Here is a 21,715-nt window from a genome sequence, read left to right as displayed (position 1 = left end):
AGGTGTAGTGCGGCTCAAACCGCGCCGGAACCTTAATCGCGCCTTGAAAACGGGTCAAGTAAAGGCTGAATGAGGCCCTTTTTTTCAGTCCAGCGCGGCTTCCACGGCGGCCATGGCGTGGATGTGCGTGGTATCGAACAGAGGCAGCGGGCAGTCCTGCCTGTCCAGAAGCATGGCGATCTCCGTGCAGCCGAGTATCACACCCTGCGCCCCGCGCTCCCGCATGGAGTCGATGATACGACAGTATTCCTTTTTCGATGCGGCTTCCACGCGCCCGAGGCACAGCTCGTCAAATATAACGCCGTGCACAAGGTCCATGTCAGCATCCTCAGGCAGAATGACATCCAGACCATGCTGTTCCAGCCGTCCCCGGTAAAAATCCTCCACCATGGTGGGACGGGTACCCAGAAGACCGATTCGTGAAAGCCCGGCAGCCTTGACCGCCTCGGCGGTGGCATCCGCAATATGCAGTAGCGGGATGTTCACGACTTCGGCGATCTGCGGCGCGAGGCGATGCATGGTATTGGTGCAGATCAGGAGCATGTCGGCACCGCAGGCCTGAACGTTGCGCCCCGCGGCGGAAAGCTCGGCGGCAAGGCCGTCCCAGTCACCGGCGGCGAGCATGGGTTCGATCTCGCCGAAATCCACGCTGTACAGAGCTATCTTTGCGGAATGCAGTCCGCCGAGGCGATCACGCACCGCCTCGTTGATGAACTCGTAATAATGCCGGGTGGATTCCCAGCTCATGCCGCCGATAAGCCCGATGGTTTTCATCACTACCCTCCGAGAAAGAAGCGTCCCGCAGCTACCAGCCCCATGCCCAAAGCCACGGTGCCGAAAAAACTGCGCGTCTTGATGGCGAGGGCGAACGCCGGCAGCGCCGCCCAGAGAAAGAGATTGTCCATGCCGAAGTCGAACGAGCCGTCATGCAGCAGCAGCGACGGAGCCAGCATGGCCGAGAGCACCGCCACCGGAATGTAGGAAAGCCAGCGCATCACCGGCTCGGGGATGCCTCGCGCGGCCAGCGCCAGCATGGGGGCGGCACGGGGAATGTAGGTCACCGCAGCCATGCCGAGGATGGTCAGAAATACTATTTTTTGGTCCATGTTTCCACTCCCGCGCCAAAGGTTGCGCCAATGACCGTGGCCACGATCACGCTCCACTGGTCGAGCCCCGCCTGCACCAGAACCACGGCGGTGAGGCCCGTAAACCCGGCGGTGAGCCACTTGAGACCGTTTTCGGCCTGCATGGCAAGCAGCCCGATGAACATGGCCGGGAGCGCGTAATCAAGCGCCAGCGGCTTCACGTCGGGAACTCCGCTTCCTGCCAGTGCGCCCGCCCACGAGGAAAGAATCCACACGGTCTGGGCCATGGCGTTGATCATGAAGGTCTGCCGCCGGTCCCGGTCGCCTTCCGCAAAGCGCATGGAATGAAGCGCAAAGGTTTCGTCAGTGAGTTGGTAACAGAAGGCGGCCATGCGGCCGAGCCCCCACTTGGAAAGATGCGGAGCCAGCGCGGCAGACATCAGCAGGTGCCGCAGGTTGACCACAAAGGTGGTCAGGATGATGCTCACCGGCGGAGCACCCGCGGCGAACATGCCCACGGCGATGAGCTGCGCGCTGCCCGCGTAGACGAACACGGACATGAGCACGGCATTGAGCACACTCAGGCCTGCCTTCTGGGCAAGAACCCCGAAGGCCATGCCGACCGGAATGTATCCCATGGCCAGCGGCGCTATCTTTCGTGCGGCCTGAAACACGGCTCCCCTGTCCTTTCCATTGTCGATGACGCGTTCCTGCATGACTCCTCCGTCGCGGCACGGCGGCGACGTCTCGCCGACCATACCCTGTTTTCCCGCACAGTAAACCCGATCATCTGCCAGCAGTACAGATACAGATTCATAAAATTTAATCAGTACAGACTGCCACTCACCGAACCGCCACGGCTGCGGGGCTGTTGCGAAATCGATTCGGCGCTGCTATCGGTACAGATGCAGAAAACAAAGCGGCGACCATGACAGTTTTAAGCGGGAGAACCGATGGCGGATTACAGATATCAAAGCGTTGAGCAACGCATCATGGACATGATCGGCAATGGAACGCTGGGGCTTGGCGACAGGCTGCCCTCGCTGCGCAAGCTCGGCCGAGACATGGGGGTCAGCATTTCCACGGCCACGCAGGCATACAGTGAACTGGAACGCAAAGGCGTGGTGGAAGCCCGCCCGCGCTCGGGATATTTCGTCATTCAGACCGGGCAGCGTCTGCCCGCGCCGGATGCCGATCCGCTGCCCGCACAGCCGCCACGCCCCGTGACCCGCGCCGGGCTTATTCGCACGGTGCTGGACTACGTTGGAACAAAAGAGGCCGTGCCGCTGGGCATCATCGCGCCGCACCCGAGCCTGCTGCCCACCCGCGAACTGGGACGACTCCTGTCGCGCCACAGCCGCGAAAACGGCGATCTCGGCCTGTCGTATGAACTGGTCCCCGGCAATCCGGAGCTGCGAAGACAGATCGCACATCGCTCACTGGAGGCGGATATCCCGGTCCGTCATGATCAGGTTCTGGTGACCAACGGGGCAATGGAAGCATTGTACATCGCCCTGCGCTGCATCACGCGGCCCGGTGACAATGTCGTCGTGCAGTCGCCCGCCTATTTCTGTTTCCTACAGTTGCTGGAAACGCTCGGACTGCGCGCCATCGAGGTGGAAACCAGCCCCGACGGAGGACTGGATCCGGCTCTGGTGGCGGATGCGGCGGCCACATACGATGTGAAGGCCTGCATCCTCGTGCCAAACTTCGCCAATCCGGACGGATCCCTCACGCCGGACGACACCAAGCGTGAAATCGTCCGCCTGCTGGAATACATGGATATTCCGCTTATCGAAGACGACGTTTCATCTGACATCCACTTCGGCCCCAAACGCCCCGGCACCTACAAGCAGTTCGACGAGAAAGGACTGGTGATGATGTGCTCCTCCCTGTCCAAGACCGTGGCCCCGGGCTGGCGCATCGGCTGGATGCTGCCGGGCCGCTTTCTTGACAAAGCGCGGGAGATCAAAGCGACCACCAACGTCTGTTCCGCCACCCCGACACAGGCGGCCATGGCCGACTTTCTCCGCGAGGGACGCATGGAAAAGCAGCTCACTAGGATACGCCACGCCATCCGCCGCAGCATGGACACCATGCAGCTCGAACTCAAACGCCACTTCCCCGAAGGCACCCGCGTCACGCATCCTCAGGGCGGCAGCGTGCTCTGGGTGACGCTCCCCGGCGGCGTGGACGGCGTGGAATTCTTTTTCGAGGCCCGCGAACGGGGCATCGGCCTTGCACCCGGCGGCATCTTCACCACGCGCGACCGGTTCACCAGCAACATCCGCCTGAGCTGCGGCGGTGTCTGGACAGACGAAATAGCAGGCGGCATTCGCACCCTTGGCAGGCTGGCCCACGACATGTCGTGATGCCATCGCACATGACCCTGGAAAATCCCCGTGTTCCTTTGGAATACGGGGATTTTTTTGCAACGCCGATGCGGGAAGGAAACAGCCTTTCTGCGTCGTTGAACCTGAACCTCACCGAGAAAGGAAATGGAAAAGATTTGCGACTTTTCCAAGACTCGAAAACACGGATTTGTCAATATTGGATTTCCGTGCTAAACAGCAAACCCATATATTGAAGAACGTGTCGGCAACATCCACAGGGGATGTTGGGACGAACTTCATTTTTATTTTTCTTTTTCATCTACATTTAGATCAGGAGGATCTCTTGCAGAAAAAAAACATTGTTTTCTTTCTGACCTTTTGCCTCGTACTCGCCATCAGTTCCACAGCATTCGCCAAAGACGCAATCCGCTTCGCCACTCCGCCGTGGCCCGGCGTCACCGTCAAGACGGAAGTCGTCTGCCAGATTTCGGAAAGCCTCGGTTATGAAACCGAGCAACTTCAGGTGGGACCGCCCATCATCTACAAGGGCATGCCCCAAGGCGACGTGGACGTGTACCTCGCCGCTTGGGTCCCGGCCCAGAACGATATGCTCAACCCGGTGCTCGAAGAGGGCAACGTGGAAATACTCGGCACCAACCTCGATGAAGCCATCATCAGCCTGTGCGTGCCGACCAAGACATGGGAAGAAGGCGTGCGCAGCGTCGCGGACCTCGACAAGTACGCCGATAAATTCGACCACACCATCTACAACATCGAAGCCGGATCCGGCATGCACACCGCCGTGGACGAAATGATCAAGGCCAACGCCGACGGCCTTGGCGACTGGGAACAGGTCGCAAGCACCACGCCCATCATGCTCGGTCAGGCCCGCGACAAGATGCGCCAGAATGAAGCCGTGGTCTTCGGTTGCTGGAAGCCCCACTGGATGGACGTCCTCATGGACATCAAGTTCCTTGAAGGCACCGAAAACACCACCAAGCTCGTCAGCCAGAGCAAGGTGCACACCATCGCCAACGCCGATTTCGACACCCGTTATCCGCAGCTGGCCAAGTTTCTTTCCCAGCTCTACGTCACCGCTGAAACCCAGAGCATGTGGATTCACGATTACGGCTACAAGGAAGAAGATCCGGCCGACGTCGCGCGTCGCTGGATCACCGACAATCAGGACATCGTTGCCAAGTGGCTCGAAGGCGTGAAGACGCCGGACGGACGCGACGCCACCGAGGTTGTCGCAGCAGCCTTCAAGTAGGCGCTGTCCCATAATGACAAAAGGCCCGCCGGAAACGGCGGGCCTTTTTCATGGTCTTGTCTTGATCAAAATTCACTCGTCCAGAAGCAGCTTTCTGCGCCCCCACACGGCCTGCCCCAAAGAAATGCAGCCATCGTTGGGCGGTACCTGCGTGTGCATGAACACTTCCAGCCCTATCATCTCAAGCGCCATGGGCAACTCCACGGCAATGGTGAGATTCTGCATCACCCCGCCGGAGAGCGAGATCCTGTTCACACCGAGGTTTTCCGCAACGGTCGCCGCCAGTTCGGCAAGGCCATTGATCAACCCTAAATGGAACCGACGCGCAATGACGCCGGGAGCCACGCCGTTGGCCGCGTCCTCGCGCACGGCATCCAGCAGGGTCAGCGTGTCGAGCACGGCGGGCTGATCGTCCGTGAGCAGCGGGCACGGATAGGCCGAACGCTCCTCCATGTCCTGCGCCTTTTCCAGCAGAATCGCGGCCTGCCCCTCGTAGCTGATGGACGAGCAAAGTCCGATCATGGCCGAGGCCGCATCGAACAGCCGTCCGCAACTGCTGGTGCGGGGCGAGTTGATGTCCTTCTCCAGAACCTGCGAAAGAAATTTGTCGGCGGCTTCATGTTCCGCCAGCCACGGCCACCAGAACTCAGGTTCGCGATATCCCAGCTCCCACAGCGCTCCCCGCGCGATGCGCCACGGCTCGCGAACCGCAGCCTCCCCGCCGGGCAGCCGCAGATGCGCGAAACGGGCCAGCCGCTCGTGCTCCAGCGTCTCGCCATTGACGAACAAACATTCTCCGCCCCAGATGGTGCCGTCCTCGCCGTATCCGGTGCCGTCGAGCGCCAGTCCGAGCACCGGCCCTTGCAGCGCGTTCTCGGCCATGACGGCATGAATGTGGGCGTAGTGATGCTGCAGGGCCAGCACCGGAACATGCAGCTGGGCTCCCACCTCGTCAGCGAGGATGCTGGTCATGTAGTCCGGATGCAGGTCACGCACTACAAGCTCGGGCCGCACCTGAAGGATATCCTGCATGTGGGCCAGTATTTCCTTGTAGAACCCGTAGGTTTCGAGGTTCTCCATGTTGCCGATGTGCTGGCTCGGAAAAGCCATGCCCCCCTTGGTCAGGGTCAGCGCGCACTTGAGTTCCGGGCCTGTGCCCAGAACGCATGGCCCGTCGCCGTCCAGCGTGACAGGGGAAGGCGTGAAGCCGCGCGCCCGGCGCAGGATGATCGGCTTGCCGGAATACGGGTTCATGCGCAGAACCGAATCATCACAGCGGATGAGGATGTCCCGGTCATGAAAAAGAAAGACGTCCGCGATGCCGGAGAGCCTTGAAAGAGCCTCGCGATTACCGAGGCTGATGGGTTCGCTGCTCATGTTGCCCGAGGTCATGATAAGGGCCGAAAGCCCGCCACCGCCTTCCGAAAGATGCTCGAAAAGCACGTGATGCAGCGGCGTGTACGGTAGCATGAGACCTATGAAATTCGTATCCGGGGCAACGGTTTCCGGCAGTGGATGCTCAGCGTGCTTGGCCATGAGCACGATGGGCCGCGCAATGCCCGTCAGCCATGCTTCGTCCTCGGGCATAACCTCGGCCAGCCGCCGCACACAGTCCATATCCGGGACCATCACCGCCAGAGGCTTGTCAGGGCGGTTCTTGCGCTCGCGCAATCGGTCCACGGCCTCGGCGTTGGTGGCGTCGCAGGCCAGATGATAGCCGCCCAGCCCCTTCACCGCGGCAACTTTCCCGCCCTTCAGCTTCTCGGCCAGCAGGCGCATGGCTTCGTCGCCTCTGGCGATTTCGCCGCCCTCGGCGTCAGCTAGCCAGACCTGTGGCCCGCAGTCCGGGCAAGCATTGGGCTGTGCATGAAAGCGACGGTCCAACGGGTTGGTGTATTCCGAATCGCACCGTTCGCAGAGCGGGAAACAGCTCATGGAGGTGAACGGCCTGTCGTAGGGAATGGAGCGTGTGATGGTGTAGCGCGGGCCGCAATTGGTGCAGTTGGTGAACGGATAGCGGTAGCGTGGATTCTCCGGATCACGCATATCCGCAAGACAATCCGGGCAGGTGGCGGTGTCCGGGCTGATGAGCACATCGTGCCCTTCTCCTCCCTCGCTGGCGATGATCTCGAAGGAATCCTCACCTGTCACCGGGGTCAGATCCTCGGACGCAAGCGAGACGATGCGGGCCAGCGGCGGCACCTTTTCTGCCAGATCACGGCCGAAGCCGTCCACCTGCGCACGGCTGCCCTGCACCTCCGCGAGCACACCCTGCGAACCGTTGAGCACGGTCCCCGTCACCCCGTTCTCCGAGGCGATACGATAGACGAAAGGCCGAAAGCCGACGCCCTGTACCTGCCCACTCACGGCGTACCTGCGCCGTATCATGTCCGTTTCGCCCGAATTCATGAGCAGACACTACCGCCGACAGGCATCCGAAGCAAGGGAACTCAATCCCCGCAAAGACGTTTTTTCAGGCTCTTGATACGGCCCTTGAAAACCCTGAACGGATCAAAGCGAACGGGCTCCAGTTTCCCGGGGATGACCATGCCCGACACATCGAAGCTCTGCGGCCGCTCAAGGGGATACCGCAGCTCGCCGGGCTGCGCACCGGGCAAATCGCGGCGCAGGGCCTCGGCCCACAGCGGCACCTGCGAAGGGGAAAGATTCAGCATTTCATAGACCATGGCGTCCACGGCGTGCGGTGATGCGGAAGCTCCGAGCATTCCCAGCTCGTAGGCCTCCCCTTTTACGGGGCCGTTTCGATGCATGGGGCGCACTGCATCCATGAGGGAGACGCTGTGCGGCACCAGCTCGCAGATGTCCACCACCATGGCGGCGAACAGATCCGGACGATTGCCCAGCCGGTTGTGCGCCAACGCCTTTCGCGCGCCGCTCACGCAGCCGAACAGGTTCTTGACCGCCCCGGTCACCCGCATCTGGCAGTGTGCCTTGAGTCTCGGCACGTTCAGAATGGCCTCGGCCTCCAAGGCATGTCTGGAGACACCTATTTCCACACCGCACGGCAGCGTGGTCTTCTGCGCAGCGGCAAGCCCCCGAACCTCAAGGCCAAGCGCTTTCAGCGCTTCGACAAGCCCTGACGCCTTCGCCACCTGCGCCGCGGAGCCGAAGGCCGGGGAGTCGGCAACGGTGACGCGCACGCCCCTATCCAGCAGGAAACGGCAGGCTGCGCGCACCACCAGCGGATGCGTGCAGGACACGGCCGCGTTGGTGGAGTTGACCAGATTCGGCTTGACCAGCACGCGCTCGCCGCGCGATGGCCGGAATCCGGCTTCGTCCATGAGCAGTTCAACCGCCGCGTCCAGCAGTTGCGATTCGTATTCCATGATGCGGGCAAGGGCCACTGTTTCGGTCATGAGCCGAAGGTACAGGGCGCGATCGGTTTTTGCAAAGCGCATTCTGCTTGCATCCTCGGACGTTTCGCGCAACCATCCGGGCATGTTGCGCATCACGATATCCAACGCCAGTGTCACCCGCGAAGGTAGAAAGTTGCTTGAAGACGCCTCGGTCGCCATCACACCGGGAAGTCATACCGCTGTGCTCGGCCCCAACGGGGCCGGAAAGACGACCCTGCTCCGTGTCATTCGCGGCGACATGCCGCCCGACAACGAATTCAGTCGCACCTTCGAGACGGAAAACGGCGTACAGAATGATCCGCTCGGATTGCGCCACCGCATCGGCATGGTTTCAGGCGACATGCAGGACTTTTACGAAGACTCCGGGGGCAAGGCCACTGGCCGGGAAATCGTGCTCGCGGGCTTTTTCGATACGCCGCTGCTTTACGAGCAGCCCGACGCGAAAATGCTGGCAAAGGCGGACACGGCCTTGAGGAGAATGCGGGCGGCCGAGCTTGCGGACATCCCTGCCCGCGCCATGTCCACCGGTCAGTTGCGTCGTGTGCTGATGGCCCGCGCCTGTGCGCCGGAACCAGACGTCATCCTTCTGGATGAGTGCATGGACGGACTGGACGCGCCATCCCGGAAAACTGCGATGGAGCTACTGGAAACACTGGCGGAAAGAGCCACCCTCGTAGTCACGGCACACCGCAGGAAGGACCTCCCCGGCTGCATCCGACAGACCGTTCATCTCGGCAAGCACGCTGAACCGGGTGCCTCCGGCGAGACACTTCACTGTCCTTTGCTGCCGAAACCCGCCCTCATGGACTTCATCGTACGCATCCGGGATGCCGACGTGGTCATGCACGGACAAAAGATTCTTCACGCCATCGACTTCACCATGCTCCCCGGCGAGGCGTGGGCCGTATCGGGCGACAACGGCGCGGGCAAAAGTACTTTTCTCAAACTGATACTCGGCGACGTGGCCCCCTTTGCGGACGAAGGCACTGTGGAACGGTTCGGCGGCACCGGCACAGGGGAGACGCATCGCAGACGCATGGCCGTTGTCTCACCCGAGATGCACGGACTGTTCGCCCGCCTGCCGCACTGCCGCGACACGGTGCTGGAGACCGTGCTTTCCGGTATGTTCGGGACCGTCGGGCTTTACGAAACCCCAAGCGCGGTCCAACAGGAGCGTGCGCGGGAACTGCTTGCCTTTACCGGACTGCCGGAGCTTGCCGAGCGGCGCATGGAGACACTCTCCCACGGCCAGCGCAGGCGCGTGCTGCTGACTCGGGCCATAGCCGGCGAACCGTGGCTGCTGCTTCTGGACGAACCGCTCTCCGGGCTGGACGCGGAATCACGACAGTCCATGCGGCATACCCTTGACCAACTCATCCGTTGCGGGATGCCCGTTATCCTTATTTCGCATCATGAAGGAGACTTTCCGCAGAGCGTGAACCGCCGTCTTCACATGGCGAACGGCTGCATCGAAATAACCGAAGCTCCCGGTTAGGGACCACGTTGCCGGGAACAGGCCACGGTGCTATGAACGGATAAAAAGAATTCACACGGGAGTCATGCGATGCGGAGCACCGGAAAGGTCAGCTGGTTCAACGAGCGGGAAGGGTTCGGGTTCATCACCGCCGAGGACGGCGAGGATATTTTCGTCCATTACACCGAGATATTCCGCAACGGCTTTCAGACCCTGCATCCGGGTGAGGAAGTGGAGTTCACCCTGAACGACTCTGGCCCGGCCCCCAAGGCCTCCGAGGTCCGCATAAAAGGGGAGAACCCTTTCGGCAGCATCATCTGATCCCGGTCAAAGCTGAAAAGGAAAAGGCCCGGAACGCACAAGCATTCCGGGCCTTTCATTGTTTCAAAAGCCAATCAGGCGCAGCACTTCTTGAACTTCTTGCCGGACCCGCAGGGGCACGGCTCGTTGCGTCCCACCTTGGGGGTCTCGCGCACATAGGTCTCGGGCGGCAGCGCATGGCCGTCCACGTAGAGCCATTTTCCGTCACGCTTTTCGAAGGTGCTGCGCTCGCGGTATTCCACGTTCTGCCCCTTCTGGCGATAACGGGCAGTGAAGTCCACAACGCCGGTCTCATCGCTCTCCAGCCCGAGGCTGGTGGCATCGATGCTCAGGCCGAGCCATTCGGCGGATTCGGACCACTCGCGGACCGATTCCTCATCATGATCGCCGTGGCTTTCCGGAGCCAGGCTGTCCTTGAGATAGTCAATGGCGCCGACAACATAAGCGCTGTAACGCGAACGCATCAGGGCTTCGGCAGTGGGAGCCGCCGCTTCGCCGCTGATGATGGGTCCGCAACATTCGTCGTATTTCCTTTCGGAACCGCAAGGGCACTGATTCATTTTTACATCCTCCTGTGGAACCGGAAGGTAGACGAATCATCGGCGGTGTCAACATGGAACTCGCCGTCTAGGCATGGTACAGGGGAGAAATGAACATTCGAAAAATCATTCCCCTCATTTTGGTCCTGACCCTTGCAGGTTGCGAGGCCGCCCCCGGAGAATCGCCCGTGAAGCAGACGCCGCTGGATCCGTGTCCGAATACACCCAACTGCGTGAACAGTCTGGAAAGCGATCCGGACCATCATATCGCCCCCTTGACCTTCGAAGGGTCGGGCGAAGAGGCGCTTAACCGACTCAAACGCATCGTGGAAAAATTGGAAGGGGCTACAATCGTCTCATCGAACCCCGAAGGTTTTCAGGCCGAATTTACAACGAAACTTTTCGGTTTCGTAGACGACGTGTCGTTTCTGCTGCAGGAAGAGGACAAGGCGATACATGTCCGTTCAGCGTCCCGTGTGGGATACTGGGACCTCGGCGCGAACCGCAGACGCGTCGAAAAGATACGGGAGGCGTTTGAAAAAGGCCCGGGGGACTAGTCGAACAGCGCGCTGACGGCGTTTCGGATGCCCACCTTGTCGATGCCGAGCATGGCGCGCAGTTCCTTCTGGGTGCCGTGCTCCACGAACTCATCGGGAATGCCCAGACGCTGTACGTTCTTGCCCGCGAGCAGACCGTTGTCGGCAATCAGTTCCAACACGGCGGAACCGAACCCGCCGGCCTTGGCGTTTTCCTCGACAACGAGCACGCGGTCAAAGCGATTGACCAGCTCAAGGATCTGCTTTTCCGGCAGGGGCTTGATGAAGCGTGCGTTGAAAACCGTGACGCCGCGTCCCTCGGTTTCCAGCTCCATCGCGGCTTCCATGGCTGGATACACCCGCGAACCGACGGCCACCACAAGCGCGTCTTCGCCCTCGTGAACCACTTCGCCTTCGCCGAGTTCGAACGGTTTGGGATCGTCTTCCACTTCCGCCCCCACGCCGGTTCCACGCGGATAACGGACCGCAACCGGACCCTGGGTGGAGAATGCGGTGACCATCATGCGCGCCAGTTCCGCTTCGTCCTTGGGAGCCATGAGCGTGAGGTTCGGGATGTGCCGCAGAAAGCTCATGTCGAAGGTGCCATGATGCGTGGCCCCGTCCTCGCCCACGAGTCCACCGCGATCAAGGAAGAATTTCACATCCAGATTCTGCAGGCAGACGTCGTGCACGATCTGATCATAAGAGCGTTGCATGAAGGTCGAATAGATGGCCACTGCCGGGCGATAGCCCTGCGTGGCGAGTCCCGCGGCAAAGGTAACGGCGTGCTGTTCGCAGATGCCCACATCCACGAACCGCTCGGGATGCTTCTTGCGGAAGCAGTCCGTGCCGGTGCCCTCGGGCATGGCGGCGGTGATGGCCATGATGCGCTCGTCCTTGTCTGCCAGACGGCACAGCATGTCGCCGAAAATTTCCGTGTAGGACGGCAGACCGGGGCCGGAGAACTTGCGCGCCAAGCCGGTTTCCGGCTCGAAGCGCCCCACGCCATGGAAATATGTCGGATTGTTCTCGGCTGGTTCGTAGCCCTTGCCCTTCTTGGTGAGGACGTGGACCAACACCGGCTTGTCGATGCGTTTGACCTGTTCGAAGACCTTGACCATCTCGCCCATGTCGTGCCCGTTGATGGGGCCGACATAAGTGAAACGAAACGCCTCGAAGAGCATCCCCGGAGTGAAGAACGTCTTGAGGGAGTCGCCGGAGCGTTTGACGTACATGGCCAGCTCGTCGCCGAACTTGGGAACACCGCTCACCCACTGCTCCACTTCGTCCTTGAAGCGCTGCAGCAGCGGCGTGCTCAGTTTCCTGCTCAGGAAGGAGGACAGGGCGCCCACGTTTCTGGAGATGGACATCTCGTTGTCGTTGAGCACCACGACCATCTTGCGGCCCATTCCGCCAGCCTGATTGAGTCCCTCATAGGCCAGCCCTGCTGTCATGGAGCCGTCGCCGATGACCGAGACCACCTCGTGGTTCTCGCCCTTCAGGTCACGGGCCATGGCCATGCCGAGCGCGGCGGATATGGACGTGGACGAATGCCCGACACCGAAATGGTCGTAAGGGCTTTCCTCCATGCGGGGGAAGCCGCTGAGTCCATCCTTGCGGCGAAGGGTATCGAAGCGCGAATAGCGTCCGGTAAGCAGTTTGTGGGCGTAGGCCTGATGCCCCACGTCCCAGACGATGCGGTCACGCTCGAAGTCGAAGGCGCGGAACAGGGCAAGCGTCAGCTCGATCACGCCGAGCGACGGGGCCAGATGACCGCCGCCACCGGAGACCTGTCCAATGATGGTCTGCCGAAGCTCTTCTGCCAGAATCTTGAGTTCGTCCGGCTCCAGCCTCTGGACATCGCGGGGCCCTTCGATGCTGGGCAATAGTGCGGGTTTGGTCTTTTCTTCCTTGGTCATGAGCGCAGAGACCATAGTCCAATCATTGAACTCTGTCCACAATGTAACGAGCCAGTTCCCCGAGGAATTCCGCATCAGCGCCCTCATACGGCTCAAGATGCTTCAGCGCGCCGTCCACGTGGGCCCGGGCCAGCTCCATGCTCCGCTCCAGCCCCACAAGCGACGGATAGGTACTCTTTCCGGCCCCTTCATCGCTGCCCACGGGCTTGCCGAGGGTCTTCTCGTCGCCCACCACGTCCAACACGTCATCCACGATCTGAAAAGCCACGCCCACGGCCTTGCCGAAGGCCCGCGCGGCCAGCTCGTGCGTTTCGCCCCTGCCGGAGAGAATCGCGCCGCATTCGCACGCGGCCGTGATGAGCGCGCCGGTCTTCATGGCATGCATGGCCTGAAGCTCTTCCAGCGGGACCTGCCCCGCCCGGCCGGTCTGGGCCATGTCCACCGACTGGCCGCCGACCATGCCACCGGCTCCGGCGGAACGCGCCAGCACGTTCACGGCCCGCAGCACGTCACAGGCGGGAAGCCCTTTCTCCAGCGCGCTTTCGGTCATGAGCGTGAAGGCTTCGGTAAGCAATCCGTCACCCGCGAGGATGGCCTCGGCCTCGCCGAATTTCTTGTGATTCGAGGGCTTGCCGCGCCGGAGATCGTCATCATCCATGGCGGGCAGATCGTCGTGCACCAGCGAGTAGGTATGGATGCATTCGAGACTCGCGGCAAACGGCATGGCCCTGTCCGGCTCGCCGCCGAGCATCCCGCACCACGAAAGGACCAGCACCGGCCGCAGACGCTTGCCGCCCGCAAGCAGACTGTATTCCATGGCTTCGCGCAGCGAATCCGGGATATCCCGGTCCTTCAGGCAGCCTTCAAGAAAGGTTTCCACTTCGGCGGCACGCCGCATGAGTTCGTCTTTGACGGACACTAGTCTTCCTCCTCCAGTGGCGCATCCAGCGCCTCGAATTCCTTGACCAGCCCCTCGCTGACGATCTTGACCTCATGACGCGCCTTTTCCAGGTGGCCGCCGCATCCCTTGGCGAGTTCAAGGCCTTCCTTGTAAAGGGAGACGCCCTCTTCAAGGGGCAGTTCGCCGCGCTCAAGGCGCTCCACGATCTCGCGAAGCCGTTCCAGTTTCTTTTCAAAAGTCGGTTCAGACATACTGTGCGCCTCCAGCGACGCGCGTCGCCTTGTCGCCGGTCCGGGCCGGTATATTTGACATGATGCGGGCCGCCTCCACATGAGGAAACGGCCCGTGGCAAAACCTATTGTTTGAGCAGATCGTCCGCGCTCGTCTTGAACAGCGGAGCCGGATTCACCAGCCGTCCCTGCACGGCGATGGACATGTGCAGATGCGGCCCCGTAACGCGTCCGGTGGCGCCGGTAAGGCCCACGGTCTGCCCGCGTTCGACGCTGTCACCTTCCTTCACGGTGGGCTCGGAAAGGTGGAAATACATGCTCACCACCCCGTTGCCGTGATCCACATAGACGGATTTTCCCGCATAGTAATGATCATCCACAAGGGTGACCACGCCGTCGGCCACGCTCTTGATGGGATTCTTCATGGGCGAACGGAAATCCATTCCGCGATGTGGATTGCGCGGTTTGCCGTTGAGGAACCGCTGGAGACCGTAATCGCTGGAGACCTCGCCGCGCACCGGGCGGTAGAACGGCAGTGTCCAGTGACGCTCGGCGCTGTAATGGTCGCGGGCCTTGGCGATGACCTTGCGTTCCCGGGCGATGCGATCCAGCACTTCCTTGGGCGGGGTGACCATCTTGGGCGGCAGTTTCAGGTCCTGTCTAGGAAACTTGCGGTCCTTGATAGTGACCGTTTCCTTGAATTCCCGAGACGCGTCGCCAGCCGAAGCCGTGACCACGAGACTCTTCTCGCCCGGTTTGGCGTTGAGCACGTCGGTTCCGAGCATGACCAGCGCAACGTGCTTGTCGTTCCATACGGAAATGGATGGCGCGATGTTGCGGCCGTCCCAGTGAATCGACACATCCTCCAGCGGGACGGTCGAGGTCAGGCGCACCGCGAACGGATCGCCCAGTGCCACGGTTTCCGGATGAGCCAGCACGAGTTCCGCTTCGGGCTCAGAGGCCGTGGCGTTTTCGAAACCGGCCTCGTCTCCGTCCTGAAGCCCCACGCTCTGCGCATGCGCGAGCACGGGCAGGAGCAACATAGCCGCAATTATGAAAAATCGTTTATATCCTTGCATGCGCAGACCTTACCCTTCCGGGCCTTCCTTCTCAACCCTTGCGGCAAGGTTTCCGTCACGCACGCGGATGCTCAGACGGTCGCCGTCGGCAACTTCGTCCGGGCTGCGCAAAAACGGCCCGTCGTCACCGATGCGGATCAGGCTGTAGCCACGCTGCAAGGGCGCCTCCGGATCCAGCCCCGCCAGATTGGCCTTGGCAAGCTCCAGCTCGCGACCCCGGTCCTCCACGCGCCTCAGGGATGCGTCGCGCATACGCTCGGCATAGTCCTGAAGCGTCCCGACGGCGCGCTCCACGTCGGCGGTGCCGAACGCCCTTGTCAACCGTCCGGTCCAGCGTGCGGCCTGCTCCCGGCGGGACTCATAGTGCGCCCGGCCCAGTCGCTCAAGCCGCAGAGCCAGCGAACGGACCTGCTCGGTGCTGCGATCCAGGCGTCGCACGGGAGACAGCCACGCCAACGCACGCCGGAGCTGCTTCAATTCGTGCTCGTGCCCGTCCAGTGTCTTGAGGTAGGCGCGCGTCAGGTCCATTTCAAGCCGGTCCACCTCCTGAAGCATGGTGTCACGATCCTTCCAGATGACCTGAGCGGCATGGGACGGCGTCGCCACCCGCAGATCGGCAACGTAATCCGCGATGCTCACGTCCGGCTCGTGCCCCACCCCGCATACAACCGGAATGCGCGAACGGTAGATGGCCTCGCCCACCACCTCGGTGTTGAAGGCCCACAGGTCTTCCAGCGAACCGCCGCCACGGATGAGCACCACCACGTCCGCCCAACCCTCGTCGCCCACGGCGTCCAGCGCCGCCGCTATCTGCTCCGGCGCGGCCTCGCCCTGCACAGCAGTGGGCTGAATTCGAATTTCACTGCCCACTCCGCGTGTGGATGCAATGCGCAGAAAATCGCGAATTGCCGCACCAGTGGGCGAGGTGACCACGGCAACCCGAGCAGGCTCCCGCGGAATCTGCATTTTGCGGTCTTCCTCGAAATATCCCTTGGCCGCCAGCTTGCGCTTCATGGCTTCAAAGGCCATGCGCAAATCGCCAACGCCCTGCTCCTGCACCAGTTCGGCCACCAGCTGATACTGGCCGCGCGGCTCGTACACGTTGAGCCGTCCGGCACAGAGCACCTCCATGCCGTCCTCCAACGCATCGGCCAGGCTTTGCGGCTTTTCCTCCTCCACCTCGCCGGTGAGGGGATTCACGGCCTCGCCTCCTCTGCTGACCGGTTCCGCGCTGCGCTGGGCGCCCTTGAACCAGACCACGTTAACCAATGAGTCGCCATCGGTGAGGGAAAAGTAGAGATGCCCGCTGGCGGGCCGCCCGAGATTGGTGATCTGGCCGCGCACCCAGACGAAGGGGAATTCGGCCTCAAGCAGGTCCTTGACCGCGCGGGTGAGTTCGGAAACGGATAATATGGCTGACAAAGCGTGTTTCTCCCGATTGATTCAATCCCCTGAATACAGGTTCCCGCCACGGTGAGGCAAGCGAAAGGGAGTCCGCTTTTCGTGATTATCGACAACCCCTTTGCCAGCTCGCTGCAACGCCCCTTTCCGCCGCACCCTGAAAATCCCGGAACCGCTTCCCGCTCTTGGCTTGCGGGGCGTTTTGGGGTATTGTCCCCGTCCTTATGAAGCGTAACAGGACGAGAGCCATAGATATCGGCGGCGTGGGCATCGGCGGGGACAATCCCGTACGCGTGCAGAGCATGACCAACACCGACACGCGCGACGCGATCGCCACGGTGAGCCAGATTCTCGCACTGGCGGACGCCGGGTGTGAAATCGTCCGGCTCGCCGTGCCGGATGACAAGGCCGCGGCGGTGCTTGCGCAGATCAAGTCGCAGTCGCCCGTGCCGCTGGTTGCGGACATCCATTTCGACCATCGTCTGGCCCTTGCGGCGCTGGATGCCGGGATAGACGCGCTTCGCATCAACCCCGGAAACATCGGCAGCGCCGACAAGGTGGATGCGGTGGTGGACGCCGCCAAGGACCGCAGCGCGCCGATTCGCATCGGCGTCAACAGTGGCTCCGTGGACAAGAAACTACTCGCCAAGTACGGCGGCCCCACGCCCGAGGCCATGGTCGAAAGCGCACTGGAACACGTGGCCCTGCTTGAAAAACGCGGCTTTCACGACACCAAGATTTCCCTGAAATCCTCGTCCGTACTCAACACCATCGCTGCATACTCCCTGCTGGCAGAAAAGACCGACTACCCCCTGCACATCGGCATCACCGAAGCCGGAACCCTCGTGCGGGGCGCGGTCAAGTCCTCGGTGGGACTGGGCATCCTGCTCTGGCAGGGGCTCGGCGACACCCTGCGCGTCAGCCTGACCCACGACCCCGTGGCCGAAGTAGGCGTGGCATGGGAGATACTGCGCTCCCTCGAACTCCGCAGACGCGGTCCCGAGATCATCTCCTGCCCCACCTGCGGACGGACCAACATCGACCTCATCGGACTGGCCGAAAAAGTGGAAGACGCCCTGAAGACCGTCGAGGAAGATTTCACCGTCGCCGTCATGGGCTGCGTGGTCAACGGGCCGGGCGAAGCGCGCGAAGCCGACATCGGTATCGCCGGCGGACGTGGCCTCGGCATCATCTTCCGCAAGGGCGAGGTGGTGCGCAAGGTCAGGGGCGACGAGAACCTGCTGCCCGAATTCATGAAAGAAATCGAATCATTCCTGGAAGAAAGGAGAAAAGGCTAAATGAAGCTTTCCAACTATTATATCCCGACCCTCAAGGAAGCCCCCTCGGAAGCCGAGGTGGTCTCCCACAAGCTGCTCATCCGCGCCGGAATGATCCGCAAGCTCACCAGCGGCATCTACAACTATCTGCCGCTGGGCCTTCGCGCCCTGAACAAGGTCGCCGCCATCGTTCGCGAGGAAATGGACAACGCCGGAGCCATGGAAGTGCTCCTGCCCATGGTCCAGCCCGCCGACCTCTGGCAGGAGACCGGCCGCTGGGACTACTACGGCAAGGAACTGCTGCGCTTCAACGACCGCCACGGCCGCGATTACTGCCTCGGCCCGACCCACGAGGAAGTCATCACCGACCTCGTGCGCGGCGAAATCCGCTCCTACAAGCAGCTGCCGATCAACCTGTATCAGATACAGACCAAATTCCGTGATGAAATTCGTCCGCGCTTCGGCCTCATGCGCGGGCGCGAGTTCATGATGAAGGACGCCTACTCATTCGACAAGGACGAAGCCGGCGCCGAAGCCTCCTACTGGAACATGTTCGAGGCATACAAGAAGGCATTTGCCCGCATCGGCCTGCGCTTCAAGCCGGTACAGGCAGACTCCGGCGCCATCGGCGGCGACTTCTCCCACGAATTCATGGTGCTGGCAGAGACCGGCGAGGACACCATCGCATCCTGCAAGTCCTGCGACTTTGCCGCCAACCTTGAAAAAGCCAAGGTCAACGCCCCCAACGGCACCTGCCGCTGCGACGAGGACATTCCCGCGCTCGAAAAGGTCGCCACCCCCGGCAAGCACACCGTGGTCGAAGTCTGTGAATTCCTCGGCACCGACGCTTCCAAGGTGGTCAAGACGCTGCTGCTCGTGGTGGACGAAAAACCTGTGGCCGCCCTCGTACGCGGCGACCGCGAACTCAACGACGTCAAACTGCGCAACGCCACCGGCGGCAACGACGTGGATTTCGCCGACGAAAAGCTCGTGCGCAAACTCACCGGCGCACCCGTCGGCTTCGCAGGCCCGCACTCACTCCCCGAAGACGTGCCCGTCTACGCAGACCTCGAACTCTGTCAGGACACCGACTGGATCGCCGGCGGCAATGACGCCGACACCCACGTCAAGCACCTGTCCCTCGGCCGCGACTGCAACGTCACCGAATTCGTTGATCTGCGCATGATCGAAGAAACCGACCCCTGCCCCGAATGCGGACAGGCCATCGAGTTCACCAAGGGCATCGAAGTCGGACACGTCTTCAAGCTCGGACTCAAATATTCCGAAAAAATGGACGCCAAGTTCCTCGACGAGAACGGCAAGGAAAAGCACCTCGTCATGGGCTGCTACGGAATCGGCGTTTCCCGAATCGTCGCCTCCGCCATCGAGCAGAACCACGACGAAAGCGGCTGCGTCTTTCCCCCGACCATCGCGCCCTTCGAAGCCGCGATCATCTCCCTCGGCGGCAAGGACGAAGCCGTCAACGCCAAGGCCGAGGAACTCTATGCCGAACTCAAGTCCCTCGGCGTGGACGCCGCCCTCGACGACCGCAAGGACCGCCCCGGAGTCAAGTTCGCCGACGCCGACCTCATCGGCTACCCCATCCAGCTGACGCTCGGCGGAAAAGGACTCAAGAACGGCGTGGTCGAATGCAAGAACCGCAAGACCGGCGAAAAAGGCGAACTGCCCCTTGAGAATTTCGCCGAGGCCTTCCAGAACTGGCGCAAACAGGTCTGGGCGGACTGGAACCTCAAATTGTAATGTGATGCGCTGACGCGCATTGCCTCCGGCGGGCAGGGCGCTGCCCTGCACCCGCCAGGGGGATAATCCCCCTGGACCCTTGGCGGTCCTCCATATTCAGGCCCCCGGCCGGATGCGCTAACGCGACATCCGGCCGGGGGCCTGAATATGGAGGACGGAAAACATACCCTGAACAAACATCATTCCCACAGCACTACCCTGCCGTTTCCCACTCCGTTTTTGCTCTTGCCGGGAGTGCGGGCGTCGCGAAGCGCGACCGTACTCCCGGCAAGAGCAAAAACAAGCCAGGGTTTCCAAAGGGGGCCCGCCCCTTTGGTCCTGCCGAAGGCACCCTCGGAGAGCCGCCGGAGGCCCTTCCCACAAAAAAAGAGCGCCCCATCAGGGACGCCCTTTGAACATGCATAGCTCTCTCGCCTACAGCCCCGGGATGGGCATCGGCGGGAGGTTCTTTTCAAGGGTGTTCGCCGCCGAAAGCATAAGGTCTTCGCTGAAGGACGGGCCGAGCAGCTGAAGTCCGATGGGCATGTTGGTGTCGGCACCGAGTCCGACGGGCATGCTCATGCCGGGCAGTCCTGCGAGGTTGCAGGAGATGGTGAAGATGTCGATGAGATACATCTGCAGCGGATCGGCTTTTTCGCCGGATTTGAAAGCCGTGGTCGGGCAGACGGGGCCGGCGATGAGATCGCAGGATTCGAAGGCCTTGTCGAAGTTGCGGCGGATGAGGCGGCGGACCTTGGCGGCCTTTCCGTAGTAGGCGTCGTAGTAGCCTGCGGAGAGGACGTAGGATCCTATGATGATGCGGCGCTGCACTTCGTCGCCGAAGCCTTGGGTGCGGCTTTTGGTATAAAGATCAATGAGCTCTTCGGCGTTTTCGGCGCGCTTGCCGTAGCGGATGCCGTCAAAGCGCGAGAGGTTGGAGGACGCTTCTGCCATGGCGATGATGTAGTAGGTCGCGATGGCGTAATCGGTCAGGCCGAGTTGTACGGGGACTGTCTTGGCGCCGAGTTCTTCCATCTTGGCGACGGCGTTGCGGCAGGCCTGTTCAACTTCGGGGGACAGGCCGCCTTCCTTGTCCGGGTCGGGCCAATACTGTTCGGGCAGGCCGATGGTCAGACCGGAGAGGTCTTTGCGGTCAAGTCCTGCGAGATAGTCGGGCACTTCGCAGTCCACGCTGGTGGAGTCCTTGGGATCATGTCCGGCGATGACCTGCAGGACGCGGGCACAGTCTTCGACACTGCGAGCCATGGGGCCGATCTGATCGAGGGATGAACCAAAGGCTACCATGCCATAGCGCGAGACTCGGCCGTAGGTAGGCTTGAGGCCGGTCACGCCGCAGAAGCTGGCGGGCAGGCGGATGGAGCCGCCTGTGTCGGTGCCGAGGGCGGCGGCGCACTGCCCCGCTGCCACGGTAGCGCCGGATCCGCCGGAGGAACCACCGGGGACGCGTTCGAGGTCCCATGGGTTGGCGGTCTTGAAATATGCGGAGTTCTCGGTGGAGGAGCCCATAGCGAATTCGTCCATGTTCGCCTTGGCAATGCAGATGGCTCCCGCCGCGTCGAGCTTTTCGACCACGGTTGCGTCGTAGAAGGGCACGAAGTTTTCGAGGAACTTCGAGGCGCAGGTGGTGGTGACGCCCTTGGTGGTGAGCAGATCCTTGAGGACCATGGGCACGCCCCAGAGCGGCTTTGCCGGATCCGGCCCCTGACCGTCGAGTTCGCGGGCTTTGGCAAGGGCCTGCTCGCCCTGCACGGAGATGAGCGCCTTGACCGAGGGCTCGGTGGCTTCGATGCGGTCGAGGCAGGCCTGAACAGCCTGTTCGGCAGTGATTTCTCCCGCCTGAAGCATGGCGGCGGTTTCGCTCAGCGTCTTGTAATGAAGTTCGGACATGGTTGTGCTGATTCCTGTGCTAGACGATGCGGGGGACGATGAAGAACTTGCCGTCGGTCTCGGGGGCGTTGGAGAGCACCTCTTCGCGGGTGTGTTCCTTACGGACCTTGTCTTCGCGGGTGACGCTCACCTGCTCCACCGGGGAAAACATGGGCTCCACGCCTTCGGTATCCAGTTCGCCGAGCTTGTCCATATGTTCGAGGATATCGCCGAGCTGGCTGGTAAATTCCTCTATCTTTTCCGGGCCGAGTTCCAGCCGCGCCAGAGAGGCGACCTTTGCGACTTCTTCCGGGCTAATCTTCATATCTTGAGGTCTCCTTGCGAT

The 21,715-nt window shown here is 61.7% G+C and carries 20 protein-coding genes; 7 read left to right on the top strand and 13 right to left on the bottom strand.

Annotation, left to right across the window (positions count from 1 at the left end; translation table 11 throughout):
• Positions 1-84: 84 nt before the first annotated feature.
• The 3 genes from B149_RS0100205 to B149_RS0100195 are packed head-to-tail and all read right to left on the bottom strand — an operon-like array spanning position 85 to position 1,801.
• Entirely contained in the window at positions 85-774 is a 690-nt protein-coding gene (locus B149_RS0100205) for an aspartate/glutamate racemase family protein (protein ID WP_018123141.1), read from the bottom strand.
• A 2-nt stretch (positions 775-776) separates the two neighbouring features.
• Complete coding sequence (locus tag B149_RS0100200; RefSeq protein WP_018123140.1) at positions 777-1,106, bottom strand: AzlD domain-containing protein; 330 nt, start codon at positions 1,104-1,106, stop codon at positions 777-779.
• On the bottom strand, positions 1,091-1,801 hold the full coding sequence (locus tag B149_RS0100195; RefSeq protein ID WP_018123139.1) for an AzlC family ABC transporter permease: 711 nt from the start codon (positions 1,799-1,801) through the stop codon (positions 1,091-1,093). Before B149_RS0100195 ends, B149_RS0100200 begins: the two co-directional genes overlap by 16 nt.
• A gap of 237 nt (positions 1,802-2,038) precedes the next feature.
• Here B149_RS0100195 and B149_RS0100190 point away from each other — a divergent pair, with 237 nt between their 5' ends.
• Both B149_RS0100190 and B149_RS0100185 read left to right on the top strand, forming a co-directional pair.
• Positions 2,039-3,457, top strand: coding sequence for an aminotransferase-like domain-containing protein (locus tag B149_RS0100190; protein ID WP_018123138.1), 1,419 nt, complete (start codon positions 2,039-2,041; stop codon positions 3,455-3,457).
• A gap of 304 nt (positions 3,458-3,761) precedes the next feature.
• Entirely contained in the window at positions 3,762-4,688 is a 927-nt protein-coding gene (locus tag B149_RS0100185) for an ABC transporter substrate-binding protein (RefSeq protein WP_018123137.1), read from the top strand.
• A gap of 72 nt (positions 4,689-4,760) precedes the next feature.
• Here B149_RS0100185 and hypF read toward each other — a convergent pair whose 3' ends face one another.
• Together hypF and B149_RS0100175 are read right to left on the bottom strand one after the other, a co-directional pair.
• Positions 4,761-7,076, bottom strand: a complete 2,316-nt coding sequence (hypF, locus tag B149_RS0100180) for a carbamoyltransferase HypF (RefSeq protein WP_245533178.1) — start codon at positions 7,074-7,076, stop codon at positions 4,761-4,763.
• A gap of 62 nt (positions 7,077-7,138) precedes the next feature.
• Complete coding sequence (locus B149_RS0100175; RefSeq protein ID WP_245533177.1) at positions 7,139-8,107, bottom strand: DUF362 domain-containing protein; 969 nt, start codon at positions 8,105-8,107, stop codon at positions 7,139-7,141.
• Here B149_RS0100175 and B149_RS16020 point away from each other — a divergent pair.
• Complete coding sequence (locus B149_RS16020; protein ID WP_169332888.1) at positions 8,064-9,560, top strand: ATP-binding cassette domain-containing protein; 1,497 nt, start codon at positions 8,064-8,066, stop codon at positions 9,558-9,560. The two genes, B149_RS0100175 and B149_RS16020, sit on opposite strands and share 44 nt — an antisense overlap.
• A 69-nt stretch (positions 9,561-9,629) precedes the next feature.
• Complete coding sequence (locus B149_RS0100165) at positions 9,630-9,860, top strand: cold shock domain-containing protein (protein WP_018123133.1); 231 nt, start codon at positions 9,630-9,632, stop codon at positions 9,858-9,860.
• A 74-nt stretch (positions 9,861-9,934) separates the two neighbouring features.
• Here the strand turns inward: B149_RS0100165 and B149_RS0100160 are convergent, their stop codons facing one another.
• Positions 9,935-10,420: a YchJ family protein gene (locus B149_RS0100160; RefSeq protein WP_018123132.1), complete on the bottom strand. Its 486-nt coding sequence runs from the start codon at positions 10,418-10,420 to the stop codon at positions 9,935-9,937.
• 89 nt (positions 10,421-10,509) lie between these two features.
• Between B149_RS0100160 and B149_RS16015 the strand changes: the two genes are divergently transcribed.
• Entirely contained in the window at positions 10,510-10,956 is a 447-nt protein-coding gene (locus B149_RS16015; RefSeq protein ID WP_018123131.1) for a DUF1499 domain-containing protein, read from the top strand.
• On the opposite strand, the gene dxs is transcribed toward B149_RS16015, so the two are convergent.
• From dxs to xseA, 5 genes are all read right to left on the bottom strand, one after another.
• Complete coding sequence (dxs, locus tag B149_RS0100150) at positions 10,953-12,854, bottom strand: 1-deoxy-D-xylulose-5-phosphate synthase (RefSeq protein WP_026167356.1); 1,902 nt, start codon at positions 12,852-12,854, stop codon at positions 10,953-10,955. The genes B149_RS16015 and dxs overlap by 4 nt on opposite strands.
• 22 nt (positions 12,855-12,876) lie before the next feature.
• Positions 12,877-13,773 carry a polyprenyl synthetase family protein gene (locus B149_RS0100145; protein ID WP_018123129.1) on the bottom strand — a complete coding sequence of 299 codons (897 nt, stop codon included), beginning with the start codon at positions 13,771-13,773 and terminating at the stop codon, positions 12,877-12,879.
• A complete protein-coding gene (xseB, locus tag B149_RS0100140; protein ID WP_018123128.1) occupies positions 13,773-14,006 on the bottom strand; it encodes an exodeoxyribonuclease VII small subunit in 234 nt (77 codons plus the stop codon). The genes B149_RS0100145 and xseB overlap by 1 nt, the downstream gene beginning before the upstream one ends.
• A gap of 104 nt (positions 14,007-14,110) precedes the next feature.
• Positions 14,111-15,064 carry a M23 family metallopeptidase gene (locus B149_RS0100135; RefSeq protein WP_026167355.1) on the bottom strand — a complete coding sequence of 318 codons (954 nt, stop codon included), beginning with the start codon at positions 15,062-15,064 and terminating at the stop codon, positions 14,111-14,113.
• Between the two features lie 9 nt (positions 15,065-15,073).
• Positions 15,074-16,486, bottom strand: a complete 1,413-nt coding sequence (gene xseA / locus B149_RS0100130) for an exodeoxyribonuclease VII large subunit (RefSeq protein WP_018123126.1) — start codon at positions 16,484-16,486, stop codon at positions 15,074-15,076.
• A 203-nt stretch (positions 16,487-16,689) separates the two neighbouring features.
• Between xseA and ispG the strand changes: the two genes are divergently transcribed.
• Positions 16,690-17,763 carry a flavodoxin-dependent (E)-4-hydroxy-3-methylbut-2-enyl-diphosphate synthase gene (gene ispG, locus B149_RS0100125; RefSeq protein WP_018123125.1) on the top strand — a complete coding sequence of 358 codons (1,074 nt, stop codon included), beginning with the start codon at positions 16,690-16,692 and terminating at the stop codon, positions 17,761-17,763.
• Positions 17,764-19,503, top strand: a complete 1,740-nt coding sequence (locus tag B149_RS0100120; protein WP_018123124.1) for a proline--tRNA ligase — start codon at positions 17,764-17,766, stop codon at positions 19,501-19,503. It begins immediately after the preceding gene.
• A gap of 414 nt (positions 19,504-19,917) precedes the next feature.
• Here the strand turns inward: B149_RS0100120 and gatA are convergent, their stop codons facing one another.
• The gene (gatA, locus tag B149_RS0100115) at positions 19,918-21,390 is read right to left on the bottom strand and encodes an Asp-tRNA(Asn)/Glu-tRNA(Gln) amidotransferase subunit GatA (RefSeq protein WP_018123123.1); all 1,473 of its coding nucleotides are present in this window, start codon (positions 21,388-21,390) and stop codon (positions 19,918-19,920) included.
• A gap of 19 nt (positions 21,391-21,409) precedes the next feature.
• Complete coding sequence (gatC, locus tag B149_RS0100110; protein ID WP_018123122.1) at positions 21,410-21,694, bottom strand: Asp-tRNA(Asn)/Glu-tRNA(Gln) amidotransferase subunit GatC; 285 nt, start codon at positions 21,692-21,694, stop codon at positions 21,410-21,412.
• Positions 21,695-21,715 lie beyond the last annotated feature (21 nt).

It is taken from the genome of Desulfovibrio oxyclinae DSM 11498, assembly GCF_000375485.1.
In the GTDB taxonomy this organism is placed as follows: Bacteria; Desulfobacterota; Desulfovibrionia; order Desulfovibrionales; family Desulfovibrionaceae; genus Pseudodesulfovibrio; species Pseudodesulfovibrio oxyclinae.
This window is presented reverse-complemented; position numbering and strand designations above follow the sequence as displayed.

Coding starts and splice junctions, on each gene's coding strand:
- B149_RS0100205 (WP_018123141.1), bottom strand. CDS start 774: ATGAAAACCATCGGGCTTATCGGCGGCATGAGCTGGGAATCCACCCGG.
- B149_RS0100200 (WP_018123140.1), bottom strand. CDS start 1,106: ATGGACCAAAAAATAGTATTTCTGACCATCCTCGGCATGGCTGCGGTG.
- B149_RS0100195 (WP_018123139.1), bottom strand. CDS start 1,801: ATGCAGGAACGCGTCATCGACAATGGAAAGGACAGGGGAGCCGTGTTT.
- B149_RS0100190 (WP_018123138.1), top strand. CDS start 2,039: ATGGCGGATTACAGATATCAAAGCGTTGAGCAACGCATCATGGACATG.
- hypF (WP_245533178.1), bottom strand. CDS start 7,076: ATGATACGGCGCAGGTACGCCGTGAGTGGGCAGGTACAGGGCGTCGGC.
- B149_RS16020 (WP_169332888.1), top strand. CDS start 8,064: ATGAGCCGAAGGTACAGGGCGCGATCGGTTTTTGCAAAGCGCATTCTG.
- B149_RS0100175 (WP_245533177.1), bottom strand. CDS start 8,107: ATGCGCTTTGCAAAAACCGATCGCGCCCTGTACCTTCGGCTCATGACC.
- B149_RS0100165 (WP_018123133.1), top strand. CDS start 9,630: ATGCGGAGCACCGGAAAGGTCAGCTGGTTCAACGAGCGGGAAGGGTTC.
- B149_RS0100160 (WP_018123132.1), bottom strand. CDS start 10,420: ATGAATCAGTGCCCTTGCGGTTCCGAAAGGAAATACGACGAATGTTGC.
- B149_RS16015 (WP_018123131.1), top strand. CDS start 10,510: ATGAACATTCGAAAAATCATTCCCCTCATTTTGGTCCTGACCCTTGCA.
- dxs (WP_026167356.1), bottom strand. CDS start 12,854: ATGACCAAGGAAGAAAAGACCAAACCCGCACTATTGCCCAGCATCGAA.
- xseB (WP_018123128.1), bottom strand. CDS start 14,006: ATGTCTGAACCGACTTTTGAAAAGAAACTGGAACGGCTTCGCGAGATC.
- B149_RS0100135 (WP_026167355.1), bottom strand. CDS start 15,064: ATGCAAGGATATAAACGATTTTTCATAATTGCGGCTATGTTGCTCCTG.
- ispG (WP_018123125.1), top strand. CDS start 16,690: ATGAAGCGTAACAGGACGAGAGCCATAGATATCGGCGGCGTGGGCATC.
- B149_RS0100120 (WP_018123124.1), top strand. CDS start 17,764: ATGAAGCTTTCCAACTATTATATCCCGACCCTCAAGGAAGCCCCCTCG.
- gatA (WP_018123123.1), bottom strand. CDS start 21,390: ATGTCCGAACTTCATTACAAGACGCTGAGCGAAACCGCCGCCATGCTT.
- gatC (WP_018123122.1), bottom strand. CDS start 21,694: ATGAAGATTAGCCCGGAAGAAGTCGCAAAGGTCGCCTCTCTGGCGCGG.